Source organism: Bradyrhizobium sp. BWC-3-1, from assembly GCF_032917965.1.
Classification (GTDB): domain Bacteria; phylum Pseudomonadota; class Alphaproteobacteria; order Rhizobiales; family Xanthobacteraceae; genus Bradyrhizobium; species Bradyrhizobium canariense_D.
Genome location: NZ_CP136625.1, coordinates 2,826,913 through 2,846,754 on the forward strand (window position 1 = coordinate 2,826,913; position 19,842 = coordinate 2,846,754).

The 19,842-nt window shown below is 60.9% G+C and carries 22 protein-coding genes and 1 pseudogene; 16 read left to right on the forward strand and 7 right to left on the reverse strand.

The window, feature by feature from the left end; translation table 11 throughout:
- The first annotated feature begins 21 nt into the window (after nt 1–21).
- The 3 genes from soxC to RX329_RS13630 all read left to right on the forward strand — a co-directional run bounded on the left by soxC (nt 22) and on the right by RX329_RS13630 (nt 2,211).
- Entirely contained in the window at nt 22–1,284 is a 1,263-nt protein-coding gene (soxC, locus tag RX329_RS13620) for a sulfite dehydrogenase (RefSeq protein WP_317245934.1), read from the forward strand.
- Entirely contained in the window at nt 1,271–1,813 is a 543-nt protein-coding gene (locus tag RX329_RS13625) for a cytochrome c (protein ID WP_317245935.1), read from the forward strand. Before soxC ends, RX329_RS13625 begins: the two co-directional genes overlap by 14 nt.
- 101 nt (nt 1,814–1,914) lie before the next feature.
- Complete coding sequence (locus RX329_RS13630) at nt 1,915–2,211, forward strand: hypothetical protein (RefSeq protein WP_018454872.1); 297 nt, start codon at nt 1,915–1,917, stop codon at nt 2,209–2,211.
- Between the two features lie 6 nt (nt 2,212–2,217).
- Here RX329_RS13630 and RX329_RS13635 read toward each other — a convergent pair whose 3' ends face one another.
- The 3 genes from RX329_RS13635 to RX329_RS13645 form a co-directional block, all read right to left on the reverse strand.
- Entirely contained in the window at nt 2,218–3,432 is a 1,215-nt protein-coding gene (locus tag RX329_RS13635; RefSeq protein WP_317245936.1) for a mandelate racemase/muconate lactonizing enzyme family protein, read from the reverse strand.
- Nucleotides 3,433–3,936: 504 nt separating this feature from the next.
- Nucleotides 3,937–5,223 (reverse strand): divalent metal cation transporter, encoded by a 1,287-nt coding sequence (locus RX329_RS13640; protein WP_317245937.1) that lies wholly within the window; start codon nt 5,221–5,223, stop codon nt 3,937–3,939.
- A 275-nt stretch (nt 5,224–5,498) separates the two neighbouring features.
- Nucleotides 5,499–5,684 carry a hypothetical protein gene (locus tag RX329_RS13645; RefSeq protein ID WP_018454867.1) on the reverse strand — a complete coding sequence of 62 codons (186 nt, stop codon included), beginning with the start codon at nt 5,682–5,684 and terminating at the stop codon, nt 5,499–5,501.
- Nucleotides 5,685–5,930: 246 nt separating this feature from the next.
- On the opposite strand from RX329_RS13645, the gene RX329_RS13650 reads away from it, so the two are divergent.
- From RX329_RS13650 to RX329_RS13675, 6 genes are all read left to right on the forward strand, one after another.
- Nucleotides 5,931–6,146, forward strand: coding sequence for a hypothetical protein (locus RX329_RS13650; RefSeq protein ID WP_085384813.1), 216 nt, complete (start codon nt 5,931–5,933; stop codon nt 6,144–6,146).
- A gap of 164 nt (nt 6,147–6,310) precedes the next feature.
- Nucleotides 6,311–6,490, forward strand: a complete 180-nt coding sequence (locus RX329_RS13655) for a hypothetical protein (protein WP_085395288.1) — start codon at nt 6,311–6,313, stop codon at nt 6,488–6,490.
- A 130-nt stretch (nt 6,491–6,620) separates the two neighbouring features.
- Entirely contained in the window at nt 6,621–6,812 is a 192-nt protein-coding gene (locus tag RX329_RS13660; protein WP_027519295.1) for a hypothetical protein, read from the forward strand.
- Between the two features lie 107 nt (nt 6,813–6,919).
- The gene (locus RX329_RS13665) at nt 6,920–7,096 is read left to right on the forward strand and encodes a hypothetical protein (protein ID WP_166517529.1); all 177 of its coding nucleotides are present in this window, start codon (nt 6,920–6,922) and stop codon (nt 7,094–7,096) included.
- 577 nt (nt 7,097–7,673) lie between these two features.
- Complete coding sequence (locus tag RX329_RS13670) at nt 7,674–7,922, forward strand: hypothetical protein (protein WP_085350655.1); 249 nt, start codon at nt 7,674–7,676, stop codon at nt 7,920–7,922.
- A 167-nt stretch (nt 7,923–8,089) separates the two neighbouring features.
- Nucleotides 8,090–8,359, forward strand: a complete 270-nt coding sequence (locus tag RX329_RS13675; protein ID WP_085361079.1) for a DUF6894 family protein — start codon at nt 8,090–8,092, stop codon at nt 8,357–8,359.
- Here the strand turns inward: RX329_RS13675 and RX329_RS13680 are convergent.
- Both RX329_RS13680 and RX329_RS13685 read right to left on the reverse strand, forming a co-directional pair.
- Nucleotides 8,353–8,559, reverse strand: coding sequence for a hypothetical protein (locus tag RX329_RS13680; protein ID WP_085361080.1), 207 nt, complete (start codon nt 8,557–8,559; stop codon nt 8,353–8,355). The genes RX329_RS13675 and RX329_RS13680 overlap by 7 nt on opposite strands.
- Nucleotides 8,556–8,756 (reverse strand): hypothetical protein, encoded by a 201-nt coding sequence (locus tag RX329_RS13685; protein WP_018454858.1) that lies wholly within the window; start codon nt 8,754–8,756, stop codon nt 8,556–8,558. Before RX329_RS13685 ends, RX329_RS13680 begins: the two co-directional genes overlap by 4 nt.
- A 527-nt stretch (nt 8,757–9,283) precedes the next feature.
- Here RX329_RS13685 and RX329_RS13690 point away from each other — a divergent pair.
- From RX329_RS13690 to istB, 6 genes and pseudogenes are all read left to right on the forward strand, one after another.
- A complete protein-coding gene (locus RX329_RS13690; protein ID WP_317245938.1) occupies nt 9,284–10,006 on the forward strand; it encodes a DUF4261 domain-containing protein in 723 nt (240 codons plus the stop codon).
- A gap of 382 nt (nt 10,007–10,388) precedes the next feature.
- Complete coding sequence (locus RX329_RS13695) at nt 10,389–10,832, forward strand: imm11 family protein (RefSeq protein ID WP_410706288.1); 444 nt, start codon at nt 10,389–10,391, stop codon at nt 10,830–10,832.
- A 35-nt stretch (nt 10,833–10,867) separates the two neighbouring features.
- Complete coding sequence (locus tag RX329_RS13700) at nt 10,868–11,083, forward strand: hypothetical protein (protein WP_027519289.1); 216 nt, start codon at nt 10,868–10,870, stop codon at nt 11,081–11,083.
- A gap of 310 nt (nt 11,084–11,393) precedes the next feature.
- A complete protein-coding gene (locus RX329_RS13705) occupies nt 11,394–12,950 on the forward strand; it encodes an ISL3 family transposase (RefSeq protein ID WP_317244500.1) in 1,557 nt (518 codons plus the stop codon).
- 98 nt (nt 12,951–13,048) lie between these two features.
- Nucleotides 13,049–14,539: pseudogene (istA, locus tag RX329_RS13710) on the forward strand (IS21 family transposase); the annotation flags it as partial.
- 8 nt (nt 14,540–14,547) lie between these two features.
- Entirely contained in the window at nt 14,548–15,423 is an 876-nt protein-coding gene (gene istB, locus RX329_RS13715) for an IS21-like element helper ATPase IstB (protein ID WP_317245939.1), read from the forward strand.
- On the opposite strand, the gene RX329_RS13720 is transcribed toward istB, so the two are convergent.
- Nucleotides 15,406–16,959, reverse strand: coding sequence for an ISL3 family transposase (locus RX329_RS13720; protein WP_247411055.1), 1,554 nt, complete (start codon nt 16,957–16,959; stop codon nt 15,406–15,408). The genes istB and RX329_RS13720 overlap by 18 nt on opposite strands.
- A gap of 141 nt (nt 16,960–17,100) precedes the next feature.
- Between RX329_RS13720 and RX329_RS13725 the strand changes: the two genes are divergently transcribed.
- Complete coding sequence (locus tag RX329_RS13725; RefSeq protein ID WP_317245940.1) at nt 17,101–18,132, forward strand: IS110 family transposase; 1,032 nt, start codon at nt 17,101–17,103, stop codon at nt 18,130–18,132.
- Between the two features lie 268 nt (nt 18,133–18,400).
- Here the strand turns inward: RX329_RS13725 and RX329_RS13730 are convergent, their stop codons facing one another.
- Nucleotides 18,401–19,501: an acyltransferase gene (locus tag RX329_RS13730; RefSeq protein ID WP_317245941.1), complete on the reverse strand. Its 1,101-nt coding sequence runs from the start codon at nt 19,499–19,501 to the stop codon at nt 18,401–18,403.
- Between the last annotated feature and the right edge of the window lie 341 nt (nt 19,502–19,842).

Here is a 19,842-nt window from a genome sequence, read left to right on the forward strand (position 1 = left end):
GCTTCAGCCGAGGATCCGCAAATGAGCAGAACATTCGACAAACCCGCGGGGACGACTCGCCGCCGCTTTCTGGGCGGCGGCGCTGCGGTGGCGGGTGGTACCGTCCTGGGCGCCCGCGCATCGGTTGCCGCCGAGACCGACAACCTTCCACCCAACATTCCCGAATGGATGAAGGCGCCCGGCGAACCGATGGGAAGCCAGCCCTACGGCGCGCCGTCACCCTTCGAGAACGGCGTCATCAAGAACATCTCGAAGACGCTCAAGCAGTACATCTCGGCCTCCAGCCGTACGCCATTGCAGGAGCTCGACGGCATCATCACGCCCAACGGACTGTTCTACGAGCGGCACCATGGCGGCGTTCCGACCATCGATCCGGCCCAGCACCGGTTGATGCTGCACGGGCTGGTCGAGCGCCCGCTGATTTTTACAATGGATGATCTCAGGCGTTTCCCGTCGGAATCGCGCGTCCACTTTCTCGAATGCTCCGGCAATCCCGGCTACAGCAAGCCTTACGGCAAGACCGCGTCGGACCTCGTGGGTCTGGTCAGTTGTGCAGAATGGACCGGCGTCAGCCTCAAGCTGGTGCTCCAGGAGGCCGGATTGAAGCCGGATGCCAAATGGATCGTCGCCGAAGGTGCCGACGCGGCTGCGCTGACGCGCAGCATCCCGATCGAGAAATGCCTCGAGGACGCCATGCTGGTCTACAGCCAGAACGGGGAGCGGCTGCGTCCGCAGCAGGGCTATCCGCTGCGGCTCTTCCTGCCGGGCTTCGAGGGCAATATGAGTGTCAAGTGGCTGCGGCGCCTGCATGTGACTGCGGAGCCGGTTTACTCGCGCGAGGAGACCTCGAAATACACCGACCTGCTGCCGGACGGCACCGCGCGTGAATTTTCGTTCTACATGGAGGCGAAGTCGATCATCACGCGGCCCTCGGGCGGCCAACGTCTGAGCGCGCCCGGCTTCCACGAGATCACGGGCATCGCCTGGAGCGGGCATGGCAAGATCGCGCGCGTCGAGATGTCCGTGGACGAGGGAAAGAGTTGGCAAAGCGCGCAATTGCAGGAGCCGGTGCTGACGCGTGCGTTGACACGCTTTCGCTTGCCCTGGCAGTGGGACGGAAAGCCTGCCGTGATCCAGAGCCGTGCCATTGACGAAACCGGCTATGTGCAGCCGACTCTGGCCGAGCTGCTCGCGGTGCGCGGCGAGAACTATTTCTACCACAATAACGCGATCTGGCCCTGGCGCATCGCGGCTGACGGCGAGGTGACCAATGCGCTGGCGTGAGACTTGCGGCATTGCTGTCGTCATTGTGCTGTGTACGTTCCCGAGCGGAGCGCAGGCGCAAGCCCCGTACGGCCTCGGACGGCCCGCGACGGCTGCGGAGATTGCGGGCTGGAATATCGATATCGGACGCGACGGCAGCAATCTGCCGAAGGGAAGCGGCTCGGTGAGCCAAGGGCGCGAGGTGTTCGCCCAGCAATGTGCATCATGCCATGGCGACAAAGGCGAGGGCGGGCTGGGTGACCGGCTCGTCGGTGGGCAGGGCACGATCGCAACGCCAAAGCCGGTCCGCACGGTCGGCAGCTATTGGCCGTATGCGCCGACGCTGTTCGACTACATCCGCCGCGCGATGCCGCAGAACGCGCCGCAATCGTTGAGCGATGAAGAGGTTTATGCGGTGTCCGGCTACATCCTGAACCTGAACGGGCTGGTGGGGGCGGATGCGACGCTCGATGCCAAATCGCTTGCGGCTGTCAAAATGCCGAACCGCGACCGGTTCGTCGGCGATACGCGGCCGGATGTGAAACACTGAGCGCCTTGGGACGACCAGGTTCCGTATCCGCTTGGAACTTGCCTTGGCCAAGGGCGGAACTCGCAGGACGCGATTGCATTAACCTGTGAGAGGAAAAGCCTATGGATTCCACGATGGCAACGGATCGCTTCGCAAACTCCATGTCCTCAGCGCTTCGCCATCCCGGCGTAATCGCGTTGATTGTGGCCGCGTTGACGATTGCTGCGATGCTCATCGTCGATCACGGACCATGGAATCGGGCCAAAACGCAGCCCGCCCATGTTGCGATGTACGCAACCACGGGTGAAGCCGCGCGGGCCGCAGGTGCCAAAATTCTCCCGACCGAACCGCACTCCCCGATCGAGCCGGAGCGGCCGGGGCCGAAGACGTCCCCAACCGTGAATCCAGTGACGCCGTAAGACGCTCTAGCCTTTGCGGCCGTAGTTGAGCAATCCGCCGGTGGTCTTCGGCGGATGCGCGCGCAGGGCTTCCTCGTTCGGATCGGTGCCCCAGCCGGGCCGGTCCGGAATGACCAGATGGCCGTTCTGAATGTCGGGCTCATGCGTGAACAGTTCGTGGTCCCACGCCAGGCGATCGATGTCGATCTCCATGATGCGCAGGTTCGGCACGGCGGCGCAGAAATGCGCGTTCATCATCGAACAGAGATGGCCGTAGAAATTGTGCGGGGCAACGTTGACTTCGAACGCTTCCGCGGCGGCTGCGATCTTCATCGACTGCCAGACGCCGTTCCAGGGCGTGTCGATGATCGCGACGTCCATGGCCTGCTCGCGAAAATAGGGCAGGAATTCCCGCAAGCCCAATAGCGTCTCGCAGGACGAGATCGGATGCGGGCTTTGCCTGCGGATGTAACCGAGCGCTTCCGGATTGAAACTGTCGATCTCGATCCAGAACATGTCGAGGTCCGCGATGGTGCGCAGGATCTCCAGATAGCCCTCCGTCTTGGCGTTGAAGTTGCAGTCAAGCAAGATGTCGACGTCGGGGCCTGCACCGTCCCGGATCGCTTCCAGATGCATGCGCAGATCGCGCAGGATTTTGCGATCGACGTTGATCTCGGGAGCGAAGGGCGAGCCGAAGCCCGGTCGCCAACCGGTCGGTTTGCCGTCATCATAGGAGAAGATGTTGGTTTTGAGCGCGGTGAACTTCTTCTCGCGGACCTCGCGTCCGATTGCCTTGACGCCGTCGAGGTTCTCGATCGGCGGCTTGTACCAGGACGGGTGATTGATCCGCCACGTTGCGCAATGCGACCAATAGACCCTGACATGGTCGCGGATCTTGCCGCCGAGCAGTTCGTAGCAGGGCACACCAAGACATTTCGCCTTGGCATCGAGCAGCGCATTCTCGATCGCCCCGAGCGCCTGCGCCACCACGCCGCCGGCGGCGGGACGCGTGGCCGCGAACAGTTCGGCGTAGATGCGCTCGTGCCGGAAAACGTTCTGCCCGACGACGCGGGCAGACAGGCGCTGGATCGCAGCACCGACGCCGGGCGAGCCGAAGCCCTCGTCGAACTCGCTCCAGCCGACGATGCCGTCCTCGGTCGTCAGCTTGACGAAGTGGTAGTTTCTCCAGCCGGCGTCGCAGGCGAGAATTTCGAGACTTGTTGCTTTCGACGATTTGGTCATGTCGCTCCCTGTTGCCCGGCTGGGCTTTTTTCTTTGGCGGGCGCAAGCCCGGGTCCAGCCACGATTGTTAGGCTAACGGCCTTGCGCAGTGAAGCCTGGCGAGGTGTGCAGGGAAGCCCCTTCCGAACGTTCTATCGAGAAACGCGGGGAATCTGGTGGGGACAGCCATGATCTTGCCCGGGATCGTCCTGAAAAGGCGCCATGCTCTGACTTTTTTGGCCACAATCGGGATCGACCCTCCGGCCATGAGATTTCTGGCTGTGATTTCGATCCTGGCGCTGCTCACGATAAGTGGAGCCGCCATTTCAGATCAGTTTCTGACGGCCGATCAGCACGTCGCGCACGGGATGGAATAGCGCGGCGGGCGTATACGTTTTTGTCTTGGGGGAGACAGCGATGCTTTCGATCGACCAATTCCTGCGCTTCATCAGCGTGCCGGCCGTGTTCGCGGCCCTCGTCATCGCCTCGCAGATCTCGGCAGCCTTGTCGCAAGGCAAAGGCTAGTCAGCCGATCAATGACGAGCCGAGCAGGGCGAGCACAGCCAGCGCCATCAACGCGGTGCCGAGCCAGCCCAGCGCGACGAGCCATGACCGACCCTTGAAGCGACCCATGATCGCCTTGCTCGAGACGATCAGCATCATCATGGCCATGATCGGAACGGCCACGATGCCGTTGAGCACCGCGCTCCAGACCAGCATGTGGATCGAGTCGATGCCGGTGAACCCCAGACCGAAGCCGATGATGGTGGCGGCGGCGATGATGGTGTAGAAGCCGACCGCCTCGTCGGGCTTCGCCTCCAGCGTCGCGCGCCAGCCGAAGATCTCCGCCACGCCGTAAGCGGCCGAGCCCGCCAGCACGGGAATTGCGAGCAGGCCGGTGCCGATGATGCCGATCGCGAACAGGGCGAAGGTGAAGTCGCCGGCGAGCGGCCGCAGCGCCTCGGCGGCCTCCGTCGCCGAGTTGATGTTGGTGACGCCATTCGCGTGCAGCACCGAGGCGGTGGTGAGGATGATGAAGAAGGCGATGCCGTTGGAGAGCAGCATGCCGGAGAGTGTGTCGGCCCGGATGCGCGCCAGCTCGAGACTGCCGCCGCGCTTCAGCGCGCGCAGCGGCTTGTCGCGCTTGCCCTGGTTCATCTCCTCGACCTCCTGCGAGGCCTGCCAGAAGAACAAATACGGGCTGATCGTGGTGCCGAGCACGGCGACGACCATCATGAAATAGTCGGCGCTGACATTCGTCTTCGGCCACACCGCCGCGAGCAGCGCCGTGCTCCACGGAATCTTCACGGTGAAGGCGGTCGCGACATAGGCGAACAGCGCCAAGGTGAGGAATTTCAGAACCGGCGAATAGCGCCGATAGGGCAGGAACACCTGCAGCAGGGTCGAGCCCGCCGCGAAGATCAGCGCGTGCTCGTGGTTGAGGCCGCCGATCACCAGCGAGAGCGCCTCCGCCATCGCGGCGATGTCGGCGGCAATGTTGAAGGTGTTGGCGGCGACCAGCATGGCGACGAGCGACAGCACCGCCCAGCGCGGCGCGATCTGCATGACGTTGGCCGCCAGCCCCTTGCCGGTGACGCGGCCGATCCGGGCGCTGACGAGCTGGATGGCGATCATGAACGGCGTGGTCAGAAATACCGTCCAGAGCAGTCCGTAACCGAATTGCGCGCCGGCCTGCGAATAGGTGGCGATGCCGGACGGATCGTCGTCGGCGGCCCCGGTGACGAGACCCGGCCCCAGCCTCTGCAACAGCGACGGTGCGGATTTCGTGGGGCTGACGGCATCGTCGGTCATGGCAGGAGGGATCTCGGTCGGGGCGCGTCCTTCACAAATGCTAATGAGGGAACAAGGTTCCCGGGCTGCGGGTAAGGCGCGCCTCGTTGATTTCTGATAAAGCTAATTTCGTTTGACCCGTCGGGCAAAACACCTGTATAAGTGCATCATCGAAGAATACCCGGTGCAGCGTTTGCACGCATTCCGAGCGCGACCGGACTGCGATGGCCGGCCAGTGCGCAACCCGCGCACGGACACCGGCGAGACGTTTGTCTCCTGAGCGCGTGCGGTCGGGACTATTTGATGCTGACGAACATGCCCCAGGCGCCGGCCAGCGCGGCGCCGGCAAAGACGATCAGCGGGTTGTTGCAGAACGCACTGCCATAGGTGCACATGGTGACGCCGAACGAGCCGATCTCGTGATGGCTCGCGGAGTAGAACAGTCCCGACAGTACCAGCAGCGCGGCGGCGACGTAATACATCGATGATCTCTCCGGCCCTTTCCCGATTGCGTTGGTCGCAGGGGTCATTGTCCAGCATGGCGCGAACCAATTGCATCCTGGCGAACCCGCCCTGCTGCATTTGAACTAAAGTCGACCAATCCCGGGAGATGCTGTCCCCGCGGGCCGCAATCTGGACGTGTGATCGGGGCCAGAACATCTGCGCGGGAACTGTTGGACGCGCTCTCCATTAACGAACACGAACAGACCAATCGAGGGGAGGGGCCCATGGGCGCCGAGCGGATGCACCCTCCGCGGTACTGGCGGATGCGGGCGGAAGAATTTCGCACCAAGGCGGACAATTGCGAATATCGCGAGACGCGGGACGTGCTGCGCAAGGTGGCGCAAAACTACGACGAACTGGCCCGCCGCGCCGCGCGCATCTGCACCGTCGAGAGCCTGGATGAACTGCGGGGAGAGCCCGCCAACAGCAAGCCGGTTTGATCGTTCAGGGCAAACCCGCTTGATGGTTCAGGACGAAGCCGATGATCCGCGCGCGCGATCATGGGGCGTCGTAGGCCGTCGCTTCCATCAGAAGCGCCACCCGCGTGATAGGAACGAATGTCCACTTTGGTACTTTGGAACTCAATCCTCCAACGAGGGATGAGATGAGCAGTGGACAGCAAGCAGGCCCGGCAACGCGGCCGGATCAATATTACGAGCCGGGGCCGGCGTGCCCCAAATGCGAGAGGGGCACGCGCTGCCTGACCTCGATCTTCGACGTGAGGCGCGAACGCTCGGTCCTGATCTATCGGTGCGATTCGTGCCGCGAGGACGTCTGGATCTGAGCGCGCGCCGTCGTCGGCCCATCTGCGGGACGCCCCGTCGGAGATCTCATAGCAATCTCGGATAGGAACTTCGCGGGTTTCGCTCGCTTGTCGCCTGCATCGATCACGCAAGGCGAGACAGCTTCCGACCATGCAATCACGCTACCCGTTGTTGAAGAAGTGGACAGCGGAAGAGCACGAGCGGCTGAAGGCGTTGGCCGAAGCCGGTTGGCGGCCGGACGAGATCGCAGGCGAACTTGGTCGCAGTGAAGCCGCGGTGAGGGTGCGCGCCTGGCAGCACGGCATCGCGCTGCGCCTCGTCACGCAGAAGCGCGGACCCTGAAGACCGGCTGGGTCGAAGGCGGGCATCCCGCCCTGTGTTCACTTGTGAACGGTCCTCAATCGTCTCTCGACGTACTCTGCGAATGGGCAGCAACACGGGAGCTTGTCATGCTCACCCGCGAGGACTTCGAGACGGATCTCGACCGGCAGAAAATGCACCAGCTCGATGCAAGCCAAACGACACGACAATTGCTGCGCCGTTCGCGGGAGCAGATCGCGGCATCGATCTCACTGCTTCAGCAGCAAGTTCCGAAGATCTGGCACCCTGAACCTCCAGAACGATAGAAACCTCTTCCGCCGTTCCCGCGTTTGCGCGCATGGCGGATCAAGACACCAGGCAGCGGCCGATTTGTGCTGCGTGCAACAAACCCATGACATTCATCGACGCGGTGAGTTCACCGGACGGCGCGATGGCCATCTTTCGGTGCTCCCAGTGCAACAAGCTGTTCTGGGAGACGCCCGGGCGAGACCAAAGCCAAAGCCAAAGCCAAAGCCAAAGCCAAAGCCGAAACTAAGGCGTCGAAAAGAAACGGGCCCCAGCCCGGGGGGCGAGCTGAGGCCGTGGGGGGCGCCGGTCGTGCATCCGGACCGACGCGCGAATAACTTTTTGATCCCGAAAGCTGTTCCTATTTCAGGCGAGCGTGGACATCGCGCGCCCCGATGAAACACGCCTGAAACAGTTCTGAAACCCGATTGTCTCGAACGCCCCGCCGGCTGCGTCCGACCAACCTAGCGAAAAGGAGATCATCATGATCCAGGTTGGTTCGAAGGAAGAAGTCGCGTTTTTGCTGGCTCTGTTCGGCACCCACACCCAGCCGGTCAAGCGGCCGGCGAAATCGCGGCAGGCGTGAGGCGCTGATCCATGCCAGGCTTGGCCGAATGCCAGAGCCTCTTGCGGCTTCTGATCGCAAGGGGCGACCCGAAGGCCATCCCGCTCGCGACCGGCGCCATCGATCAATATCTGAACACCGCGCCGGTGTGCATGCGCGGCCGTGGCCTGCGCGTGCTCCAGCGCGACGCGCTCGACCAGCATGGCACTGCGGTGGGCGTGCAGCGCTCGTTCGCGGAAACGGTGGATGCCTACATCGTCGGGAAGCTTGCGGAGGAGTGAGGGGGCCGAATGTCGTTTCGCCCTGTCGCTTTCGGCTTCCTGAAGAGGCACGAACGCGGCAGGAGGGAACCGCGAAGTTCCCGGAACCCATTGATCCCGCATAGATTTTTTCGCGACTTCCGGAAACCTTTGTCCGCTTCGGACCTATTAGGGCAAAGGATGCTGCAATGCCCCGATATTATTTCGATCTGCGCGACGACACTGGTGTAGCGCTCGACGAGGAAGGCTTGGAGCTGGCCAGCTGGCGCGCCGTTCAGGCGGAGGCCGCCAAGTCGGTCGCGGACATGGCGCGCGATGCTATCCTCTCCGCGCCTGCCGCGGGCGGCAGGCAGACAATGGCGATCGACGTTCGCGATGCCAGGGGTCCCGTGATGCAGGTCAAGTTCTCGTTCGCGATCGAGACCTTCAGGACGCCTGCGGCATCACGCGATCATTGACGCGTGAGAACGCCGGGCGGGGATGACTCGGGCTCGAGCACGGCGATCTTGCGGCCGAGCTGCCAGACCTCGACCTTGCCGTGCCGCGTGAACTGCTGCGCGAAGGTGAGGGCGATCGCATCCGACGCGGCCTCGAACGCTTCGGCGGAGCGGAAGACGCCGTTGTCGCCGACCAGGTAAGCGCGATATTGCTGGGTCATGTCGGCGGCCTCAGCCCTGGCGATTGCAGCCAGGCGGCAATATGCATGGCGGTCTCGTCCTGCCGCGCCTGGCGCAGCAGCATCTCGCGGCGGCGCCCCGGCGCGAGCGTGCGCGCCTCCTCGCGCAGCCGCGCGGCCTCCGCGGCGAGCCGTTCGTCGAGTGTCGTGGTCTGCTTGAATCGTCGTCGCTTCTGCATGCACGTCTCCCTCGTTCGCGTGGGGGCGGGAGCGCTGTTGGGCGTTCTCATCACCGGCAGATGCCAATGGATAAAGCTTACAGCCGTCGTCTGAGAAGAAGACACATCATATGATATGTCGGTGGATTAAATTGCGAGAGCAGGTTCAGTGGTTTGAGCCGGTTACTCAAGTTGAGGCAATGTTCACTTTTGGACAGAAGCGAGCTGAGCTGGCGCGGGAAGGGACGCGCCGGATGATCAGCGTGGAATGTGTGGTCTCTGCGCCGGCTCGAGCGCTGCCCAGCTCAGTGCAGCAAAGCCGATGTCATCGTCACGCGCGAGAAGATTTCAGAACAACGTGCGTGTGGCTCGCCACCCGATGCGGGCGAGAGGATGAGTTGACAGTGTTCGCGTTTGTTCTAGCAAGGCAAAAATTCACCTCGGGGCGAAGAGCAGTGTATCTGATCTCGCTCCCAAAATTTGTGCGGGGTAGCCGATGAGCAATTCACTGCTCGCTTTGGTCCTTTTGGACACGCCGGGCGCCGGACATGGCGGCGCTTGCGAAGGCCCTCCGCGCTCGACATCCTGAACTGGCAACTGAGGTTGCAGAGAATGGAGACGCGCAACAGGCTCAGGCAAACTCGCCGCTCATTCGCTGTGGCAACGAGCTTGTTGCCGTCATGTCGATGCCGGCGCCCATTCCTGACGATCCCGGCTTGTGGTCGCGCGCTTCCACGACATGGCCGCAGGCCAAGGCGGCCGCGGCGCGACATCGAGGGCATCTGATCGTCTCTGTGCTTGGCCAAAATCAGCGTCCGTTGCCCGCCGCTCGTCTCACGACTGCCGTTATCGGCGCATTGATTGCGACGGTGCCGGAATGTTGCGCTGTTGTATGGAATGGCAAGGTCGCACGATCCGCCGATCTATGGTTGGACATGTCCAGCCGATCGTTTGCGCCGTATCCAGACTATCCTTCCTCACTGTGGGTGGACATATTGCCGTTCCGATCAAAGACAGGCATCGGAGCGGTAACGATGGGGCTGTCAGCATTCGCTGAGCGTGAAATCGAGTTCGAGACCCACAAGCTGACACTTCCCACGCTGGTCAATAAGGTGGACGGTCTTGCCGTCTATCTGGTTGAGCACGGGCTTGTGGTCAAAGACGGCGATACGTTTGGTCGCGACTCGCGCGAGCGCTTCTCGGCTCGTTATCAGGCCTCCGATCGATTCGAAGGCTTGCCCGTTCTTTTCTGTACCGATGGTTCGGCATAATTGACTGTAACGATACGCGGAGAGAGTTGCGCGCGTCCCATTCAGGATACGTCATTTGACACGTCGGGCAAAACACTGGCAGAATGCATGATCGAGATGAATTTGGATCGAGCCCGCGGGGGTTGCCGCGGGCTTTTTTGTTGGCAGTTGATGGCCGTTCTTCGTCGTGCCCCGATGGGCATGATGTTCAATGGGTCGTAGTCATGGGCGCGGATAGGGCAGTTTCTATTGCGAAACGACCCAGAGCGCGAAACCACAGCTTTTACGAAATGGGTCCCTACTACAGCGTGGGAGGCAAAGGGGGTATTGGCTCGAGGACGAAAGTATCCTTCCTCCGTACAGGGTATTCCGTCTGCCGGCTTCTACCGCGCCTGCGCGGTTCGTGTTTGATAAATCGGCTGGCAGCTTGCCAATTGACCTGGAGCCCTACTACGGCTGGTGGCTCTTTTCGGGTCGGACAAAAGCAGTATTGGAGTGGCTTGATCCGGAGGCCTTTGTGTTTGTGCAATGCACGGTGCGAGTGCCGCATGGTAGCTACGACGGCCCGGACTATTGGATCTGCGATGTTGTTCGCGTCCTTGATGCACTTGATGAAGCGCAATCGCGTTTGACCATCCGAACTGAGGACGATCCTCGCTCCCTCAAATTTGGAAAGAAGGTCTACTTGACCATGCTTGGCTCCAAGCTGATCTTTACAGAGGCTGCAGTCGGCAAAGCGCATATCTTTCGTATGGCTCACAGCGAGGCTGACGTCGTATGCGATCAAGACATGAAGGATGCCTGCAAGTCGGCCGGTCTGATGCATAGTCAGTGCAGGCCATACTAAACTGTCGGGGCAGCTCAATCCTGGGGACACATACCGTGCAGATTAAGCTACCCGAAACGGACCTCAAATCAGCCCAGAGCCTCCTAACCATTGAACTCAAGGATGGTAGCGGCCAGCACGTGGGCCAATACTTCTTCGGAAAGGGACACGGCCGAACGGTTTTCCTGTTCGGCAAGTACAAGGGCGCCTTCAAAACACACGCTGAGTGTCAGGCCTTCGTCGACGGCGTTCTTGCAGTGCTCTTCCCCTGAGAGAGGGTAGCAGCGACTGCCCTGAAAGGAGTGGAATGCTGGCGAAGGAAGCTCGCCGAAGCGGAGATACCAGATCGATAGAGGTTTGACATGATGCCTCCAGAACAGACGGGTGCGACCCCTTTACTGCGCGACCACACCCTTGACGCCCACATGGCGGCTTCTTCGACCTTGGTCTTGGAAAGGTCGAATGTGTTTCGGCATGGAATAAGGACCCGTTTTCGGGGTGATCGGCATCCAATCGGGGGTCTGACTCATTTCCGATGAAGTTCGCCGGGCGACTGTGGTTCTCAAACGGAGAATCAGCGCCATGCGGACGGGCTTTCAAATCTCATCGCTAGTACCGAGTGGTTTGGTGTTTGATGGTGTAAGTGACTCAATGGATTCGGTTATTCTGGCTGTTCGGTCAGAGGCTGCGGAGGCCCAATGCCCTTTGTGCGCGACAGCGTCGCGCCGAATCCATAGCCGATACATCCGGCACGTGGCTGATTTGCCGTCAGCGGGCAGAAGGGTGCGCCTCCGATTGCTCACGCGGCGCTTCACATGTGAGGTGCCGCATTGCCGCCGGCGGATCTTCGCGGAGCGGTTTGGAGAAGACATCGTCCCGCTTCGACGGCGCCGGACGGCACGGTTGGAATACATCGTCCATCACTTGGGGTTGGCGCTCGGCGGCCGGCCGGCGGCAAGCTTCGCCAAGCGGCTCATGCTGCCCGTCAGCAACGATACCTTACTGCGGGTGGTCCGCCGGCGGACGGCGATGCCGACAGATCCATTGCTTGTTGTGGGCATCGATGACTGGGCGTTCCGGAGAAATCATCGATACGGGACGATCGTGTGCGATTTGGAGCGCCGGCGGATCGTTACCCTGCTGCCCGACAGGGAAACTGCGACCGTTCGGGCGTGGCTATCGAAGCACCCAGCGATCAACATTGTGTCGCGAGATCGCGGTGGTGGATACGGCGAGGCAGCAGCCAAGGCGCTGCCGAACGCCATCCAAGTCGCCGACCGCTGGCATCTGATGGAAAATGCGAGCGCGGCCTTCCTTGATGCGGTGCGCCGCTCCATGAACAGAATCCGAACCGCAATTGGAGCGACGACGATCAACCCGGAATTGCTGACCTGTGCGGAAAAGCTGCGCTATCAGGGCTATTTGCGGCGGCAGGACAGCCATGCCGTAATTACGGCTCTCGTCAGCGACGGTGTGTCGCTCAAGGAGATCGTCCGCCGCACAGGACATAGTCGCAATCTGGTTCGCCAAATTAGCCGCGGCGGCGGTACGGATATGTTCCGCACCCGTCAAAGCACCCTGGACGGGCATCTGCCGTTCCTGGACGCGCAGTGGTCAGTCGGCTGTCGCAACGGTGCCGAGCTCTGGCGCCGCTTGAAAGGACAAGGCTTCAAGGGATCGCTGCGCGTCGTGGCGGAATGGGCGACGCGACGGCGACGTGCCGAGACTATCAGCCATCAACAATTGCAGAAGGTCCCCGCCGCCAGGACGATAGCGCAGCTGATGACGACGAAGCGCGACCACCTAACCAAAGCCGAGACCGTCACGCTTGCGGTCATCGAACAAAACGTTCCTATGCTGGCCGATGCCCAAGCTCTCGTTGGCCGCTTCCACGCGATGATCCGAAAGAAGGCCGAGATGGAGCTCGAACCTTGGATTGATGACTCCAAGCGGAGCCTCATTGCCTCGTTCGCGAATGGCATTGCCAACGATAAGGCCGCGGTGCACGCGGCTATCACGCAACCATGGTCCAATGGCCAAGTGGAAGCTCAGATCACCAAGCTCAAGCTGGTCAAACGGCAAATGTACGGGCGCGCTAAGCTCGATCTCCTTCAGGCTAGGCTGATTGGCGCGCCATAAAAACAATCACGATCATCGAATATGCGTCAGAGCCCAATCGGGACCCCGGGATAAGGGTCCACAATGGCTTCCATCGAGTCATGGAAGCCGAGGTTGGGATGCTGGTGGTGGAGACGATTGGTAAGATCCGTCGCGCCTACTTTGTTGATGGTCGTCCGATCAAGGCGATCTGCCGAGAACTTGGCGTATCGCGGAAGGTGGTTCGCAAGGTCATTCGTTCTCAAGCGACGGAGTTCCGGTACGAGCGCGAGACGCAGCCGCTCCCGAAGATGGGTGCCTGGAGTGCCGAGCTCGATCGGTTGCTGGCAAGGAATGAGAGCAAGGCGGCGCGGGAACGGCTGACGCTGATCCGGCTATTCGAGGAGCTTCGCGGCCTCGGTTATGCCGGCGGCTATGATGCGGTTCGTCGATACGCCCGACGGTGGAGCAAGGAACGCGGCACCTCGACAGCGTCGGCTTATGTGCCGCTGAGCTTTGCACCAGGCGAAGCCTACCAGTTCGACTGGAGCCACGAGGTCGTCCTGCTGAGCGGCACCACGGTGATGGTGAAGGCTGCTCATGTCCGGCTCTGTCACAGTCGCATGCTGTTCGTGCGGGCCTATCCGCGCGAGACGCAGGAGATGGTGTTCGACGCCCACGATCGGGCATTCGCCCTGTTCAAAGGCGCCTGCAGCCGCGGCATCTACGACAACATGAAGACCGCGGTGGAGACGATCTTCGTCGGTAAAGGCCGTCTCTACAATCGCCGCTTCCTGCAGATGTGCAGCCACCATCTGGTCGATCCGGTCGCCTGTACGCCAGCGTCGGGCTGGGAGAAGGGGCAGGTCGAGAACCAGGTCGGGCTGGTCCGGGAACGCTTCTTCACGCCGCGGCTGCGGTTCAAAAACCTCGACGAGTTGAACGCCTGGCTGCTCGACAAATGCATCGCCTACGCCAAGGCTCATCGCCATCCGGAGCTGACCGATCAGACGATCTGGGACGTGTTCGAAGCCGAACGCCCCAAACTCGTTCCCTATGCCGGCCGCTTCGACGGCTTCCATGCGGTGACGGCATCGGTCTCGAAGACCTGCCTGGTGCGCTTCGACAACAACAAGTACTCGGTCGCAGCCAGCGCAGTCGGACGACCGGTCGAGGTTCAAGCCTATGCCGATCGCATCGTGATCCGTCAGGATGGACGTATCGTTGCCGAGCACCCGCGATCCTTTGGTCGCGGCGAGACCATCTACGATCCCTGGCATTATGTACCGGTGCTGGCGCGCAAACCCGGCGCCTTGCGCAACGGTGCTCCCCTCAAAGACTGGGTGCTGCCGGCCGCGATCGAGCGGATCCGGCGCAAGCTTGCCAGCACCGACGATGGCAATCGGCAGATGGTCGACATCCTCAACGCGGTGCTGACTGACGGTCTGTCCGCGGTGGAAGCGGCCTGTGCCGAAGCGCTCAGTCACAGCGTCCATTCCGCCGATGTCGTTCTCAATATCCTGGCCCGTCAACGTGAACCCGCCCCACCGGCCAACATCATGACGCCGGCCGCACTGACGCTCCGCCATGCACCGATCGCCGATTGCGCCCGCTACGACAACCTCCGGAGGACCATCTGATGGAACGAACCCAAATCTTCGACCTCATGGGCGAACTCAAGCTCTACGGCATGAAGGCTGCCTTCGACGAGATCATGGCAACTGCCGTCAAGCGCCAGCACGAACCTCAGCGCATTGTCGGCGACCTGCTCAACGCCGAGATCAACGAGAAGCAAGCCAGGTCGATCAAATACCAGCTCACCATTGCCAAGCTGCCGCTCGCCAAGGACATCGCCGACTTCCAGTTCGACGGCACACCGATCAATCAGACTCTCGTCAATGATCTCGCTGGCGGCGGCTTCATCGCCCAACAACGCAACGTCGTGCTGGTCGGCGGCACCGGTACAGGCAAAACACACCTGGCCATTGCCATCGCCAGAAGTTGCATCCGCGATGGCGCTAGAGGACGCTTCTACAACGTCGTCGACCTCGTCAACCGGCTCGAGACTGAAACCCGCAACGGTCGGCAGGGACGGCTCGCCGAGCATCTGACCCGCATGGACTTCATCGCTCTCGACGAGCTGGGCTATCTGCCGTTCGCGCAATCCGGCGGTCAGCTCCTGTTCCATCTCATCAGCCGGCTCTACGAGCGCACCTCCATCATTATCACCACCAATCTCGCGTTCGGCGAATGGCCGAGCGTGTTCGGCGATGCCAAAATGACCACCGCGCTACTCGACCGATTGACCCATCACTGCGACATCGTCGAGACCGGAAACGACAGCTGGCGATTCAAAAGCCGCGACGATGTTCAAACAACCCGCGCTCGCGCCGTCTCCGCAACCCCGCCCAGCTCCGACGACCCGAGCGCTACCAGCAGAGCACGCCGATCAAAGGGGTCCCTTTTGGGCTCTGACGCAGTTTTGGTGCAACTGGGTTTATTCTGCGCCGATTAGTCTGGCTTGAAGCAGATCGATTTTGCCACGGCCGTACATTTGGCGTCTAACGAGCTTGAGGCGCGTAATCTGCCCCTCAGTCTGTCCGTTGGACCATGGCGAGGTGATCGCCGCCCGAACCGCCGCTTCATCGTTCGTTACACCGCGGGCGAACGATGCAACAAGACTGGCGCGAGCGCGCTCGATCCATGGGACGAGGCCCGCCTCGGTCTTGCGTCGGATCATCAGGTGGAATTCGGCGATGATCTCGCGTGCTTCGACCAGGGGCGGCACGCCAGCTTCTACCGCAGCGACGGTCACCGTCTCTGCCTTCGATAGCGTATCCCGTCCGACGGTCATGAGACGAGCGATCGTTCTGGCCGATGGGATCCGATGAAGGGTTTCGACATCAGTCTTTTCGGCCCGCCGTCTACGAGTCGTCCATTCGCCGACAACACGAAGGGAGCCTCGGAAGCCGCGCGCCCGTAAGCGGCGCCAAAGTTCAGCGCCGTTTCGGCAACCGGCTGCCCATTGGTCGTCGAGCCATGGCAGGTGCTGATCGAGAGAGCTCTCCCGGGTCCGGAAGACATCATGGCGTTCGCCACGGATCACCTGTCGTACCAGCTTCCTGCTGTGCCCGGTCTGGCGCACGATCTGCTTGATCGGCGTTCCGCATTTCGACAGGCCCAAGATGGTCGCGTTGGCCTCCTCGCGGCGGAGATAGCCCTCATATTGGAGACGCTCCGCCGCTGTTAGCAGCTTGGGATCGATCGTCGTCGCTCCGATTGCGCTGCGGATCTGGCGCATCGATTTTCGGACGGCATCGAGGAAGGCCCGACTGGCGTTCTCCATCAGATGCCAACGATCTGCGACCTGTACCGCGTGCGGCAGGGCCCTTGCTGCGGCTTCGCCATATCCTCCACCGCGGTCACGGGCGACGATCGTGATCGTGGGATGAGCAGCGAGCCAGGCCTGGGCGGTCGCGGGCTCACGGTCCGGCAGCAGGGTCACCACCCGGCGCCTTTCCAGGTTGCAGATGATGCTGGCGTATCGGTGATTGCGCCGCCAGGCCCAATCATCAATGCCGATAACCCTGAGCGGGTCAGCTGGCGGACGGCTGCGGCGGCGAACCACGCGAAGGAGCGTATCCTTGCTCACCGGCAGCATCAGCCGTTTTGCGAAGCCTGCCGCCGGTCGTCCGCCAAGCGCCAGACCGAGGTGATGGACAATGGAGTCCAGCCTCGCCGTGCGTCGCGCTGATGGAGCCAGCACCCCTTCGAAGCGCTCAGTAAATATTTGGCGCCCGCACAGGACGGCGTCGCAGCGGAAGCGGCGGGCGATCACCAGGAGCTGTGCGATCCGCCCCGAAAGTGGAAGATCAGTCACGCGTCGCCGATACCGGCTATGGACACGCCGGGAAACTGTTCCGCACAATGGACACAGACCAACGCTTCCAGACGCCCGGATCTCAATAACGGTCTTATCACCCTCGTAGTACGCACTCTCTACAACAAACCCACGCGGCACCAGACTGGAGCGGTGGAGTGCTTGCTGCATGGCGTTGATTCTCCTTCAATCAAAGCGCCACGCATCCCCCAAACTGCATCAAAAGTGATGGTGTGGAACGGCCCTTCGAACCGGCATCAAAAGTGCCTAACGTGGTCGCGTAGAGAGGCGCCACAAAGGAAGGACCGTTCCATGGAGAAGATTATCACGGTGGGTTTGGATTTGGCCAAGTCGATCTTTCAAGTTCACGGCATCGCCGAAAACGGGAAAGTCTTGGTTCGTCGCACATTGCGGCGATCGCAGGTTCTGCCCTTCTTTCGGAGCCTTCCAGCTTGTTTGGTAGGTATCGAGGCCTGTGCAAGTGCCCATCACTGGGCACGCGAGATCGCGGCGCTGGGCCACGCTGTCCGCATGATGCCGCCAGCCTACGTGAAGCCTTACGTCAAACGAAACAAGACCGACGTGGCGGATGCTGAAGCCATTTGTGAGGCGGTCACCCGCCCGACAATGCGGTTCGTACCGGTGAAGACTGCCGAACAACAAGCGGCCAGCATGATTTTGCGAACGCGAGAGCTGCTGATGAGGCAGCGCAGCCAGACTGCAAATGCCCTACGTGCTCATATGGCCGAATTGGGCATTATCGCCGGCACAGGCATGGCAAGCATCGCAAAACTCCTGGTGCTTCTCCGGGACGAAAAAGACAATAGGATCCCCGGCGCCGCCCGCTTTGCCCTGATTCTATTCGCTGAACAGATTGAGCTGCTTACAACCCGCATAGAGAAGCTCGACAGAGAGATTTTGGTTGCCGTCAGAAAGGACCCCGATGCGAGGCGTCTGATGAGCATACCGGGTGTCGGTCCTCTCATCGCCGCTACCGTTCGGACATCCGTCGCGAATGCTCGCGATTTTGCGACTGCACGAGATTTTGCCGCTTGGACCGGGCTCACACCGAGGGCACAGTCGAGCGGCGGAAAAGAAAGGCTCGGCGCGATATCAAAGCGTGGAAATCGGCAACTACGGACGCTCTTGATCGTTGGTGCGACCTCTATCATCAAGCTTGCTAAACGAGGCTTGAAAGTCCCACTCTGGATTCGGACCATGCTGCAAAGACGGCCGGTCAAGGTCGTATCGGTCGCGCTCGCTAATAAGATTGCGCGCACGATCTGGGCCTTGCTGGTCAGAGGCGGCATCTATCAGGCGCCGGCCGCAATGCTGAAATCCTAATCTCAAGAGCTCTCCGGCGGAAGAAGAACGCTGCCGAGGAGGCAAGGTGCAAATCTGGATGAACCCCGAATGACGTCATTCCCGGTAGCAATCAGACCGCCTGACTCACTGCGCTTCGAGCGCGAGAAATTGATTGGGCGATTGCTTCCGCGGATATCATCGTGGCCAGCGGCCAGGCGCCGCGTTCACAGGCCGAACATATGACCGCACCGTCATCCCTTGTTCAACCAGAGAAAGATCTTGCAGCCCGGGCCGTTCCACATATGAGTCAGAGCCCCTTTTGGATGCCGATAGGGGGTCCCAGTCGAACGCCGATTGACAGTTTCTCGAAGAACTCGAATGACAGCCCCGCCAACGGTGCGAATGCCGCGAAAAGCACGCTAGCAGCTGGGAGTGCCCACCAAAAATTGGCGTCTTGGCCGGCACGGTCTTCGATGAGGGGTATCGAGACTTCGCGCAGGAAAAAATGCAGGAGATAGATCGAATATGACCACTCTCCGACCTTGCGAAGGCAGAGATCAACCTTTGGAGGAACGCTTATTCCTGAGTTGTCGTACCACGCCACGAAACTGCCAAAGGCGACGGCCTGCGCCGACGGTATTATTATCCACAATGCTGAGGGAGACGGATAGGCCCCATCGAGGTTGAAGAAGCCGCCCTTGGCATCGAATATTTGCCAGAAGACCAGGAACAGCAGCCCACACGTGAAAGCCAGGATGCGACGTGCCTTTACGCCAAGTCCAGCCGTTGCGAAGAACATGCCCATAAGAAATTGGTCGATCGCCCCGACAATGGTCCAATACGCCACGAGCTGGACCTCTCCGTATTTTACCCAGAGGAGCGCACGCAGGCAGAGGCTTAGACAGATGCCGATGAGTAGGGCACAAGGCCCAAAGCGGTTGCTCAGCGCAAGTAGGTACGGGAACAGCAGGTAGAAGTGAAATTCGATCGTGATTGACCACGCTCCGTTCGGCAATGTCGGCAACATGACTCCGCGCCAGATCTGACTAAAGTAAATTGGAGACCCGACGTGAAGCTTGCCAAGAATATACCAAGCGGCCAAACACCCGGCGAGCAAGGGTACTAATCTTACTGCTCGACTCCAAAGGAACGCGGGATAGTTGATCGCCTGCCCGTTGACCAGCTTGGCGAATAGGTAGCCACTCAGTGTCATGAAGAGCCCAACGCCAACGTGGCCCTCTTCCACCAGCGCGAAAGGGAATGGCGGCACGGTTGAGAACGGCACCGGAAATTGAGTAGTTAAATGGGTGAAGTGCCACACGAAAACGAGGTAGGCCGCCAGAGCTCTTATGTGATCGAGGCGAGAAAAGTATAAGCCACTGCTGGATTTCATGAAATCACGAACCATGCTCGGTCTAAATTGACCAGATATGCTAGGACCAAGTCTTCGGTCTGAGCCTGGAGTGCGGCGTTCCGATAGATGACAATCTCGGACTCGTCAGCCCTGCGAACTATCAACTTCGCCGTCGAGAAGCAAAGCGGCACGCCGCTCGACGTCATCATCAGGTCCTCACGAACCAGTCCTCTTGGAATAATTCGAACGCCTTCCGGAAATTCTTCGCCTCGAACGCGAACGTAGCTTTCCTGTCGACGTCCATTGCGAATACCGAGCCCGAATAAAGCAGTTATTGACACTAACTTTCATGAGCATCGGACAAGCCCGTGCCAAGATAGTCACACAAAACTCTT

What these genes read in the sequence shown, in the direction of transcription:
- soxC (WP_317245934.1), top strand. Translation starts at nt 22, where the DNA reads ATGAGCAGAACATTCGACAAACCCGCGGGGACGACTCGCCGCCGCTTT.
- RX329_RS13625 (WP_317245935.1), top strand. Translation starts at nt 1,271, where the DNA reads ATGCGCTGGCGTGAGACTTGCGGCATTGCTGTCGTCATTGTGCTGTGT.
- RX329_RS13630 (WP_018454872.1), top strand. Translation starts at nt 1,915, where the DNA reads ATGGATTCCACGATGGCAACGGATCGCTTCGCAAACTCCATGTCCTCA.
- RX329_RS13635 (WP_317245936.1), bottom strand. Translation starts at nt 3,432, where the DNA reads ATGACCAAATCGTCGAAAGCAACAAGTCTCGAAATTCTCGCCTGCGAC.
- RX329_RS13640 (WP_317245937.1), bottom strand. Translation starts at nt 5,223, where the DNA reads ATGACCGACGATGCCGTCAGCCCCACGAAATCCGCACCGTCGCTGTTG.
- RX329_RS13645 (WP_018454867.1), bottom strand. Translation starts at nt 5,684, where the DNA reads ATGTATTACGTCGCCGCCGCGCTGCTGGTACTGTCGGGACTGTTCTAC.
- RX329_RS13650 (WP_085384813.1), top strand. Translation starts at nt 5,931, where the DNA reads ATGGGCGCCGAGCGGATGCACCCTCCGCGGTACTGGCGGATGCGGGCG.
- RX329_RS13655 (WP_085395288.1), top strand. Translation starts at nt 6,311, where the DNA reads ATGAGCAGTGGACAGCAAGCAGGCCCGGCAACGCGGCCGGATCAATAT.
- RX329_RS13660 (WP_027519295.1), top strand. Translation starts at nt 6,621, where the DNA reads ATGCAATCACGCTACCCGTTGTTGAAGAAGTGGACAGCGGAAGAGCAC.
- RX329_RS13665 (WP_166517529.1), top strand. Translation starts at nt 6,920, where the DNA reads ATGCTCACCCGCGAGGACTTCGAGACGGATCTCGACCGGCAGAAAATG.
- RX329_RS13670 (WP_085350655.1), top strand. Translation starts at nt 7,674, where the DNA reads ATGCCAGGCTTGGCCGAATGCCAGAGCCTCTTGCGGCTTCTGATCGCA.
- RX329_RS13675 (WP_085361079.1), top strand. Translation starts at nt 8,090, where the DNA reads ATGCCCCGATATTATTTCGATCTGCGCGACGACACTGGTGTAGCGCTC.
- RX329_RS13680 (WP_085361080.1), bottom strand. Translation starts at nt 8,559, where the DNA reads ATGACCCAGCAATATCGCGCTTACCTGGTCGGCGACAACGGCGTCTTC.
- RX329_RS13685 (WP_018454858.1), bottom strand. Translation starts at nt 8,756, where the DNA reads ATGCAGAAGCGACGACGATTCAAGCAGACCACGACACTCGACGAACGG.
- RX329_RS13690 (WP_317245938.1), top strand. Translation starts at nt 9,284, where the DNA reads ATGGCGGCGCTTGCGAAGGCCCTCCGCGCTCGACATCCTGAACTGGCA.
- RX329_RS13705 (WP_317244500.1), top strand. Translation starts at nt 11,394, where the DNA reads ATGCGGACGGGCTTTCAAATCTCATCGCTAGTACCGAGTGGTTTGGTG.
- istB (WP_317245939.1), top strand. Translation starts at nt 14,548, where the DNA reads ATGGAACGAACCCAAATCTTCGACCTCATGGGCGAACTCAAGCTCTAC.
- RX329_RS13720 (WP_247411055.1), bottom strand. Translation starts at nt 16,959, where the DNA reads ATGCAGCAAGCACTCCACCGCTCCAGTCTGGTGCCGCGTGGGTTTGTT.
- RX329_RS13725 (WP_317245940.1), top strand. Translation starts at nt 17,101, where the DNA reads ATGGAGAAGATTATCACGGTGGGTTTGGATTTGGCCAAGTCGATCTTT.
- RX329_RS13730 (WP_317245941.1), bottom strand. Translation starts at nt 19,501, where the DNA reads ATGGTTCGTGATTTCATGAAATCCAGCAGTGGCTTATACTTTTCTCGC.